Consider the following 9,211-nt stretch of genomic DNA (forward strand, 5'->3'; position numbering starts at 1 on the left):
GTAAGTGAGCCATGACATCTTCTGCCTTGACTGGTAGCACCACCTCAACTTGATCATCAATCAAGTTAGGATTTTGTTTTGCATAGGCATTAATTCCAGTAGCAAAAGCATCAAGATAACTACGAATAGAAGGGTATCCTTTATTCCTTTTAAAAATGGGGGAAAGGCTACAAGATCGTGTAATCTATATATTTATCAAGAAAGATTATCAACTCTAATGATTAAAAAGCTCTTAAATATTGAGAGTGCTAATTTAAAGTGATGGCAAGATTATGATAGAAGTCACTACATTGTCACCTCGAGGATTGAAAAAGCCACAAATGTCAGCCTTATTTGGTCTGGTGTTGGGACTGTGTATGCTGTTAATTTGTTTGGTGTACAGTGTTACGCTAGGTGCAGTAGAAATACCTCTAGGCAAGATTTTGACATCTTTTATAGCCTTTGATGGTTCCTACGATCACCTAGTCATTCAAACCGTCAGATTGCCGCGATCGCTAATTGCGATCCTTGTCGGTTCAGCCCTTGCTGTATCGGGAGCATTGATGCAGGGTTTGACGCGAAACCCCCTAGCAGATCCAGGTATTTTAGGTATTGAGTCGGGAGCCGCCCTCTTTGTCGTTGTCGCAATTTTTATTTTTGGCAGTTCATCCCTAAGTATTTACGCCCTTGTGGCCTTTCTGGGTGCGGGAGTAACAGCAGTGTTAGTTTACATCCTTGGTTCTCTGGGACGGGGAGGAGCTACCCCACTGAATTTAACGGTAGCAGGAGCGGCGTTAACTGCTCTGATTTCTTCCTTCACCACCGGTATCCTGATTGTTAATCAACAAACACTCGAAGAAGTTAGATTTTGGTTAGCTGGTTCATTATCTGGTCGAGATTTTAATTTATTCTTACAATTATTGCCTTTTGTCGGTATGGGATTAGTAGTAGCTTTTGCCCTTGGCAGACAAATTACCACTATGAGTTTAGGTGAAGATGTAGCCAAAGGCTTGGGTCAACAGACAGCTTGGATCAAAATAATTACCGCTATCAGTGTAGTTTTATTAGCAGGAAGTTCCGTCGCTCTTGCAGGGCCAATTGGCTTCATTGGTTTAGTCGTTCCCCATATAGTGAGATTTTACATTAAAGCCGATTATCGTTGGATATTACCTTATTGTGCAGTTTTGGGTGCTATTTTACTCTTGGTCGCAGATATTGCCGCCCGTGTATTGCTCAAACCGCAGGAGTTACCTGTAGGTGTAATGACAGCAATAGTTGGCTCTCCCTTTTTTGTCTATCTCGCTAAGTCAAAGGTGAAAAGATGAAAGTTGATTGGCTAGTCATTCGTTCGCAGGCGATATCTTTCCGAATCGAGCGACGTGTACCAGTCATACTGCTATGTTTGACAGTAGCGATCGCAGTAGCGATGGTGATGAATGTGGCCAAAGGTGAATATCCAATCTCGCCTTTAGATATCGTGAAAACTATATTGGGTTTAGATACAGGAAACCCAGACCATCTGTTCGTGATTCAGAATTTGCGTCTACCCCGCACCCTTGTAGCTTTTATGGTCGGAGTGGCGCTGGCAATTTCTGGCACTATCTTTCAAGGACTGACACGCAATCCCCTGGCAGACCCAGGTATTATCGGCATCAATGCTGGAGCAAGTCTGGCAGCAGTTACAGTAATTGTGCTATTTCCTTCAGCACCAGTTTATACTTTGCCTCTATCAGCTTTTGCTGGTGCATTACTGATGGCTGTTTTAATTTACTCACTGGCTTGGAATCAAGGTAGTTCTCCGATTTTATTAATTTTAATGGGTATTGGCTTGTCTGCGATCGCCAGTGCCATAAACAGCTTAATGATTACCTTTGGGGACATTTATGATGTTAGTAATGCTTTGGTTTGGTTAGCTGGGAGCGTCTACGGCCGGACTTGGGAGCAAGTCTTTTCCTTGTTATATTGGTTAATTGTTTTTGTCCCAATGGCTTTGACATTAGCAAGGCATTTGAACGCTTTAAATTTAGGAGATGATGTCGCCAAAAGTTTAGGTAGTCAAGTGGAGTGGCAACGTGCTTTACTCATACTGGTGGGTGTAGCCTTAGCAGGTGCAGGAGTCGCCACCGCTGGAAATATTGGTTTTGTTGGTTTAATCGCACCCCATTTAGGACGACAGTTGGTAGGTGCAACCCATGAAAGCTTGATTCCTACTTCCGCACTCTTGGGGGGAGTGATTGTTGTAATGGCAGACTTGCTAGGAAGAACGCTGTTTGCACCTATCGAACTTCCTTGTGGGGTAGTAACTGCTGCTGTTGGTGCTCCTTATTTTCTTTATTTATTAATTCGTAACCGCAAAAAATAAGGGACTGGGGATTGGTAATTTGGTAAGAACAATATTTTATCAACCCAAAAATCAGGTTTTCATAAATCCAAACTCAAGAATCTAAAATGGTTTCACTTATGAAAGGACTCTCAACCAAAAGTCTGTCTTTAGCTTACGATGGTGCTACGATTATCCGTGACCTAAATTTGTCAATCCCCACTGGACAAATTAGTGGTTTAGTTGGTGCTAATGGTTGTGGTAAATCAACGTTGTTACGAGGTCTGGCAAGATTGCTTAAACCCCGTGGCGGTACAGTATATCTTAATGGAACGTCTATTTTTAATCTTTCCACCAAAGAAGTAGCCCAGCAGTTAGGTATTTTGCCTCAAGGGCCAGTAGCACCGGAAGGGTTAACAGTGCAAGATTTAGTAGCACAAGGACGTTACCCTTATCAAAACTGGTTACAGCAATGGTCAGTAAAAGATGAAAAAATCGTGCAACAGGCATTAGAGATTACAGATTTATTGGAATTAGCAGATAGAGCATTAGATACTTTGTCTGGTGGACAACGACAAAGAGCTTGGATTGCAATGGCGTTGGCACAAGATACAGATATTTTACTTTTAGATGAACCGACTACTTTTTTAGATTTGGCGCACCAGATAGAGATTTTAGATTTGTTGTATGAGTTGAACCAAACTCAGGGACGAACAATTGTGATGGTACTACATGATTTAAATCAAGCGTGCCGTTATGCCGATTACTTAGTTGCAGTCAAAGATGGTCGAATTTTTGCTGCTGGAGAACCAAAACTAGTGATGACTCAAGAAATGGTTCGGGAAGTTTTCGGGTTGGAATGTCGGATTATTCCTGACCCAGTGGTAGAGACGCCAATGTGTGTACCGATAGGACGCAAGGGAAAAGTAGTAAATAACAAACAGATGTACTTAAATTCCTAATTCGATTTCTACTAGAAATATCGCTCCCATCAATTATCTAACTACAAACAATAAACAGTCGTGGCAATCACATCCAAATTTTCTAGAGTATCTAAAAATCAGAGAAATTCAGCCCATCCTTTACAACGTTTGCTCAATTATGGTAGCCAATATCACCAACAAATTTTGCAGGCAACATCATTTTCTATCATCAATACGATTTTAGATTTAGCTCCACCGTGGTTAATTGGGATTGCGGTAGATATTCTCGTAGAGCAGCAAAATTCTGTATTTGCCAAATTCGGTATAAAAGATATATTTTGGCAATTTTTACTACTTTCATTGATCACTATTATTGTCTGGATACTAGAATCGATTTCTGAGTACGCATATAATAGAATTTGGCGTAATTTAGCCCAAAATATCCAGCATAATTTACGCTTAGATGCTTACAATCATGTACAAGAATTAGATTCAACTTACTTTGAAGAAAGTAGTACTGGTGGTTTGATGTCAATTTTGAATGATGATATCAACCAGTTAGAAGATTTTTTAAATTATGGAGCCAATGAGATTATCAGTATTATCACCTCACTGATCATTTTAACTAGTGGTGCATTCTTTATTTTACCCCCCTCCATCACCTTTGCCGCAATGTTACCAATGCCATTTATTGTTTGGGGTTCCTTTATTTATCAAAAGCGTCTGGAAGCTCGTTACGCTGAGGTGCGGGAAAGGGTAAGCTTTCTCAACTCACGACTAGCAAATAATATTAGTGGTATTACCACAATTAAAAGTTTCACTGCTGAAGATTACGAAAGTGCTAGATTAGCAGGAGAAAGCGAAGCATATAGAAAAAGTAATACGAAAGCAATTAAACTTTCTGCTGCATTTGTGCCCTTAATCAGAATGCTAGTTTTAGCAGGGTTCACAGCTTTATTGTTTTGGGGAGGTATGGCGACACATGCTGGAAAAATATCTATTGGTAGTTACAGTGTTTTACTCGTTTTATTACAGAGATTATTGTGGCCTTTAGTAACATTAGGAGAAATATTTGACAAATATCAAAGGTCAATGGCTTCTAGCAATCGGGTGATGAATTTATTAGATACTCCCATCAACATTGCTACGGGAGACAAATGTTTACCTATTGAGCAAGTTCGTGGTGAAATTGACTTCAAAGAAGTTACTTTTGCTTATCAAGATAGAGAGTCAGTAATTAAAAAACTATCCTTACATATCCCCGCAGGTAAAACGATCGCGATTGTTGGTTCTACGGGTTCTGGCAAAAGCACTTTAGTTAAATTATTATTGCGATTATATGATATTTCTTCTGGGACAATTACTATTGATAATATTAATATTCAAAAATTAAATCTAAGTGATTTGCGTCGCAGTATCGGCTTGGTCAGCCAAGACGTATTCTTATTTCATGGTACTATTGCTGAAAATATCGCCTATGGTACTTTTAATGCTACCGATGAACAAATAATTGAAGCTGCGAAAATTGCCGAAGCTGATAATTTTATTCTGCGGCTACCTCAAGGTTATGAGACAATAGTCGGAGAACGGGGTCAAAAATTATCTGGTGGACAACGCCAAAGAATTGCGATCGCTAGGGCTATTTTAAAGAATCCACCAATTTTGATATTAGATGAAGCCACTTCAGCGGTAGATAATGAAACTGAAGCTGCTATTCAGCATTCTTTGGAGCGTATTACTGTTAATCGAACGACGATAGCCATAGCCCATCGTCTTTCCACTATCCGTAATGCTGATTGTATTTATGTGATGGAATATGGAGAATTAGTTGAGTCGGGAACACATGAAAAATTGTTGGAGAAGAATGGGATTTATGCTAGTTTATGGAACGTGCAGTCGGGGTTAAAATAAAAAGTAGGGTGTTGCTGAATTTGGGTATGAATCATCATTTTTTGAGTAAACAGAAATGAGCGAAAACTAAAAAATGACTTCAAAAAAACAATCTCAAATTACAAATGAAATCCTTCAAGGTAATCTTGTAAAGCTGATGTTTAAATTATCAATTTTCAGCACTTTGGGGATATTGATGCTTAGTTTAAACACTTTTATTGATGCTTTCTTTGCAGGAAGATTCATTGGTGAAGCTGCTTTAGCTGGTATTCCAATCGCACTACCATTTACAAGTATAATAAATGGATTTGCTCTGTTAGTTGGGGTAGGTTCTGCTACTTTTGATGAGTTGTGACCAATGCACTGGCGAATTGGACAGCGCCCTCGTGAAAAAAGTTTTTTGTTGGGATGCGATCGCATTAGTGTGCCACAGTGGGCACAGCGATGTGCTAGTCCATCAACTAGCCAGATATCTGGCATCATATCCTTGAGCCTCTGCAATAATTTGCTTTTCTAAAGCATCTTCAGAAAAAAAAGGTAAAACTTGAGTAATTGCTGTAAGTGTCCAACCTTTCTTCAATAGGAGAGCAGTTGCCAATCCCTCCAAAACCTGCCGAAATCCAAATTCTTGTCCTTTGGGTTGTGATAAAAGTTGTTTTGCTCTCCACAACCGAACGGTACGCAGCGCAGGTGATTCTATAGACAGTTGAAGCTGTTCAATCTGGCGTTTTAACTCCTTTGTCAGAGCCTCCGCAGTTCCCTGCCACTGACGCACGTCCTCAAAGTACATAACTATAATCAATGGATATTTTTTACATCAATTGTTGTTTACACTAAATGATGTAATTTAAAATTTAAATACACCAACAAGACGCAAAAAGAAACTTTTGTGTCTTGGCGCGATACTGAGGATTGGAGAACTAGGGATTAGGGAACTTGGTCAAAATAGGACAAAATCAAATAAATGATGGGCCATTTCTAATTTAGAACAAGGTGCGATCGCCATCTGATTTCCTTGCCGATCTAAAAATATCGCTTGATTATTATCACTCCCAAAACCACTATCAGGTTGATCGATGGGATTGGCAACAATAGCATCAAGTTTTTTACTCTGTAACTTTTCTAATGCTGGGTTGACAATATCTCCAGTTTGTGCTGCAAAACCAATTAATATCTGATGCGGTTGTTTGAGTTTTGCTAACTGGGCTACTATATCCGCTACTGGTTCCAGGGGTAAGGCTTGGGGGAGCGATCGCTTGGGTAATTTCTCTGTACTATAATCTCGTGGCTTCACATCTGCAACGGCTGCTGACATCACAATTACATCAGCGTTGGGTAAATATTCCAGCATGGCCTGCTGCATTTGCTCGGCACTAAGAACGGGAATCGCTTGCACTCCTAATGGTACATCCCAATTAGCTGGGCCATGTACTAGGGTGACGTTTGCCCCTCGGTGAAGTGCCGCTTGCGCTAAAGCTAATCCCATTTTACCTGTGGAAGGATTACCAATAAACCTGACTGGGTCAAGATACTCTCGCGTTCCCCCAGCGCTAATTAACACTCGTTTACCTACTAAATCTCGTTTACCTTGAGTGTGTAACAGCGATTGGATGTGAGCCAAAATTTCTGGAGGTTCTGCTAATCTACCAGCACCGATGCGATCGCACGCTAATAATCCTGATGCTGTATTCATCCCATGATATCGGCTATCGATCAATAGCTGTTGCCAATTTCGCTGCACTGATAGCTGTTCCCACATATCCGTATTCATTGCGGGTGCTAACAGCACGGGACAAGTAGAAGCCAGCACGGTATTTGTGAGTAAATTATCCGCCATCCCGTAGGCTAGCTTTGCTAATGTATTAGCTGTTAAGGGGGCAATTACCATAACATCTGCCCATTCACCCAACTCAATATGCAACGGGCGAGAGTGAGTTGGTTGCCAAAAATCATCATCTGTGTAGGCGGGATGACGAGATAGGGTGGCTATTGTCAGAGGCGTGATAAATTCTTGCGCCGAACGGGTGAGGATAACTCGAACCTCCACCCCAGTTTTAAACAGCATCGAAACTAATGCACAGATTTTGTAGGCGGCGATACCGCCACCTACAGCAATTAGAACCTTGTTCAACTTTGGATTAGGCATGGTAAAAAGTTAGGAGTAAGTAGTTACAAAAATTAGTACTAAATAGTTAGAACTCTTAACTCCTAACTCTTAACTACGCTTCATCGTAAGGTTCCAAGTCTAAGAGGTAGATATAGGGTTCAACTAACTCTGGGCGCTGAAATGCGATCGCTCGCAATAAATGCCAATCATTTAAACCCTCAAAAGCATTACTATAATTATCTAGCTCCAGACGTGTAGCTAGTTCTTCTACTTCTGCCACAGTCATGGCAGCAATTTCTTTCCTGGAAATGCTTAGAGTTGTCATAATGTTTGCCCCTCCCTTATGCAGCACTCGCCTTCAGCATGGGTTAAGTTGCGCTCTTTCGCAGCCACCCAATATATATTACTCATTAGAAGTCATTAATTTCGTGAAAATTGTCAGAATTTGTACCATAATTTATAAAAAATTCGTAATCCTGACTAAGCAATTGTATTTACAACGAAATTTTGTAGCACCTCTAATGTTTGTAGATTTATTTCATGCCCCATATCAAATTCGTGGTATTCTACCGCCACTTTTAGAGACTTTAGAGTTTCTCGTGCTTTCAAAGCAGCTTGTAGGGGCACAACTTCATCATATCTACCATGAGTGATTAAAGTCGGCGGAATCCTTTTTTGATCTGCCGTTACTGCATCAGGATGTAAATACCCACTCATGACAGCTAAACCTGCTAGGGGCATTTTTGAGCCGACATCTAAAGTCATTGCCCCGCCTTGAGAAAATCCACTTAAAATGGTGCGTGACAAAGGTACGCCAGTGGTACTTTCTAAAGATTGCAAAAAATCTATTAGCAATTGCCGACTTTCTGCCAATCCTTGATACATATTCTCCACCCGTAGGTCATACCATGCCCTCCCTATTGGAGAATAGGGATAAGGATAAGGTGCGTTGGGTAATACAAATTGGTAATCGGGTAAATTGAGCAAAGGTAACAAAGATGCTACATCCTCAGCATTAGCACCCCAACCATGCAAAGTGACAATTAAGCCTGCGGGGGGTTGAGAATCTCTCTTAACGGTGATAGCTTGTAAAGACAGAGGTTTACTCCTAAAATTATCTTTTTGTACATAGATCCTATCTCTTCAAGTGGACTTAGTATTTAGCGGCATTTGCTGCTTGCCTAAAGAATGCCTACGTTGTCAAGTAATTTATGGAAAACACAAATCGGCACTTTTGAGTTAACCGCGATTCACACCGATGATAGTGGTGAAATCATGATCCGCCAAGAAGACTTTATTTTAAAGCCAGCCAATGATTTATGTAGTTTTTCGCACCTAAAGGTTTTTAGGAGGGGAGTACCAATATTGTTTACAAACTCCCTCTGCGAAAGAACTCCACGCGCGATCGCTGGCTATAATTGCATTGATAAATCAGATGCGAGTTGCTACTTTAGACACCTCGCAATCCGATCAATTTTTATTTTCTCTGCTTAGAGTGATAGAGCGCTAATCACGATTAAACAACCACAAAATTGTTTTTGGTTAGTGCCAATCCACTCGAAAGTTGTCCAAATTGTACCTGAGTAAAGGCACTCGCACTGCCATCTTGGTCAAAGAACAATGCACCTGTAACATCGTTGTAAATAAATCGCTCAGTGCTAGTGGTTGCAGATGCTCCGATGCTAAACTGATTTGTCTGAAGTGAACCGATTGATAACCCACCACCAAAACCAGCAGCCGATACCTGAATGAGTTCATTAGTCGCGTTGAAGTCATAAATTCCATCAATGCCTTCATTGAAACTATTGAAAGCAAAGGTATCAGTACCAGATCCTCCAATTAGGCTATCATTACCGTTGCCACCTATGAGGGTATCATTGCCACCACCACCGTTGAGGGTATCATTCCCATTGCCCCCCAGAATATTATCATCGTACTGTGTACCTATGATATCTAATCGTTCGATATTCTTGTAGCTAACCTGATTCGTGC

General features: G+C 40.6%; 9 protein-coding genes and 1 pseudogene. 5 read left to right on the forward strand and 5 right to left on the reverse strand.

Annotation, left to right across the window (positions count from 1 at the left end; translation table 11 throughout):
- Window positions 1-272 precede the first annotated feature (272 nt).
- The 5 genes from ACFE90_RS32005 (at window position 273) to ACFE90_RS32025 (ending at window position 5,467) form a co-directional block, all read left to right on the forward strand.
- The gene (locus ACFE90_RS32005) at window positions 273-1,304 is read left to right on the forward strand and encodes a FecCD family ABC transporter permease (RefSeq protein WP_375506351.1); all 1,032 of its coding nucleotides are present in this window, start codon (window positions 273-275) and stop codon (window positions 1,302-1,304) included.
- The gene (locus ACFE90_RS32010) at window positions 1,301-2,341 is read left to right on the forward strand and encodes a FecCD family ABC transporter permease (RefSeq protein WP_375506352.1); all 1,041 of its coding nucleotides are present in this window, start codon (window positions 1,301-1,303) and stop codon (window positions 2,339-2,341) included. The genes ACFE90_RS32005 and ACFE90_RS32010 overlap by 4 nt, the downstream gene beginning before the upstream one ends.
- Window positions 2,342-2,439: 98 nt before the next feature.
- Window positions 2,440-3,261: an ABC transporter ATP-binding protein gene (locus ACFE90_RS32015; RefSeq protein WP_375506357.1), complete on the forward strand. Its 822-nt coding sequence runs from the start codon at window positions 2,440-2,442 to the stop codon at window positions 3,259-3,261.
- A 60-nt stretch (window positions 3,262-3,321) separates the two neighbouring features.
- On the forward strand, window positions 3,322-5,133 hold the full coding sequence (locus ACFE90_RS32020) for an ABC transporter ATP-binding protein (RefSeq protein WP_375506353.1): 1,812 nt from the start codon (window positions 3,322-3,324) through the stop codon (window positions 5,131-5,133).
- Window positions 5,134-5,206: 73 nt separating this feature from the next.
- Window positions 5,207-5,467, forward strand: a complete 261-nt coding sequence (locus ACFE90_RS32025) for a hypothetical protein (RefSeq protein WP_375506354.1) — start codon at window positions 5,207-5,209, stop codon at window positions 5,465-5,467.
- A 102-nt stretch (window positions 5,468-5,569) separates the two neighbouring features.
- On the opposite strand, the gene ACFE90_RS32030 is transcribed toward ACFE90_RS32025, so the two are convergent.
- The 5 genes and pseudogenes from ACFE90_RS32030 to ACFE90_RS32050 all read right to left on the reverse strand — a co-directional run.
- On the reverse strand, window positions 5,570-5,914 hold the full coding sequence (locus ACFE90_RS32030) for a hypothetical protein (RefSeq protein WP_375506355.1): 345 nt from the start codon (window positions 5,912-5,914) through the stop codon (window positions 5,570-5,572).
- Between the two features lie 138 nt (window positions 5,915-6,052).
- The gene (gene coaBC, locus ACFE90_RS32035) at window positions 6,053-7,258 is read right to left on the reverse strand and encodes a bifunctional phosphopantothenoylcysteine decarboxylase/phosphopantothenate--cysteine ligase CoaBC (RefSeq protein WP_375506356.1); all 1,206 of its coding nucleotides are present in this window, start codon (window positions 7,256-7,258) and stop codon (window positions 6,053-6,055) included.
- A 73-nt stretch (window positions 7,259-7,331) separates the two neighbouring features.
- Window positions 7,332-7,544, reverse strand: a complete 213-nt coding sequence (locus ACFE90_RS32040) for a DUF2555 domain-containing protein (protein ID WP_100897932.1) — start codon at window positions 7,542-7,544, stop codon at window positions 7,332-7,334.
- Window positions 7,545-7,699: 155 nt separating this feature from the next.
- Window positions 7,700-8,302: an alpha/beta hydrolase gene (locus ACFE90_RS32045; protein ID WP_375506358.1), complete on the reverse strand. Its 603-nt coding sequence runs from the start codon at window positions 8,300-8,302 to the stop codon at window positions 7,700-7,702.
- A 433-nt stretch (window positions 8,303-8,735) separates the two neighbouring features.
- Window positions 8,736-9,211: pseudogene (locus tag ACFE90_RS32050) on the reverse strand (calcium-binding protein); the annotation flags it as partial.

The organism is uncultured Nostoc sp., from assembly GCF_964245445.1.
Lineage (GTDB): Bacteria > Cyanobacteriota > Cyanobacteriia > Cyanobacteriales > Nostocaceae > Nostoc.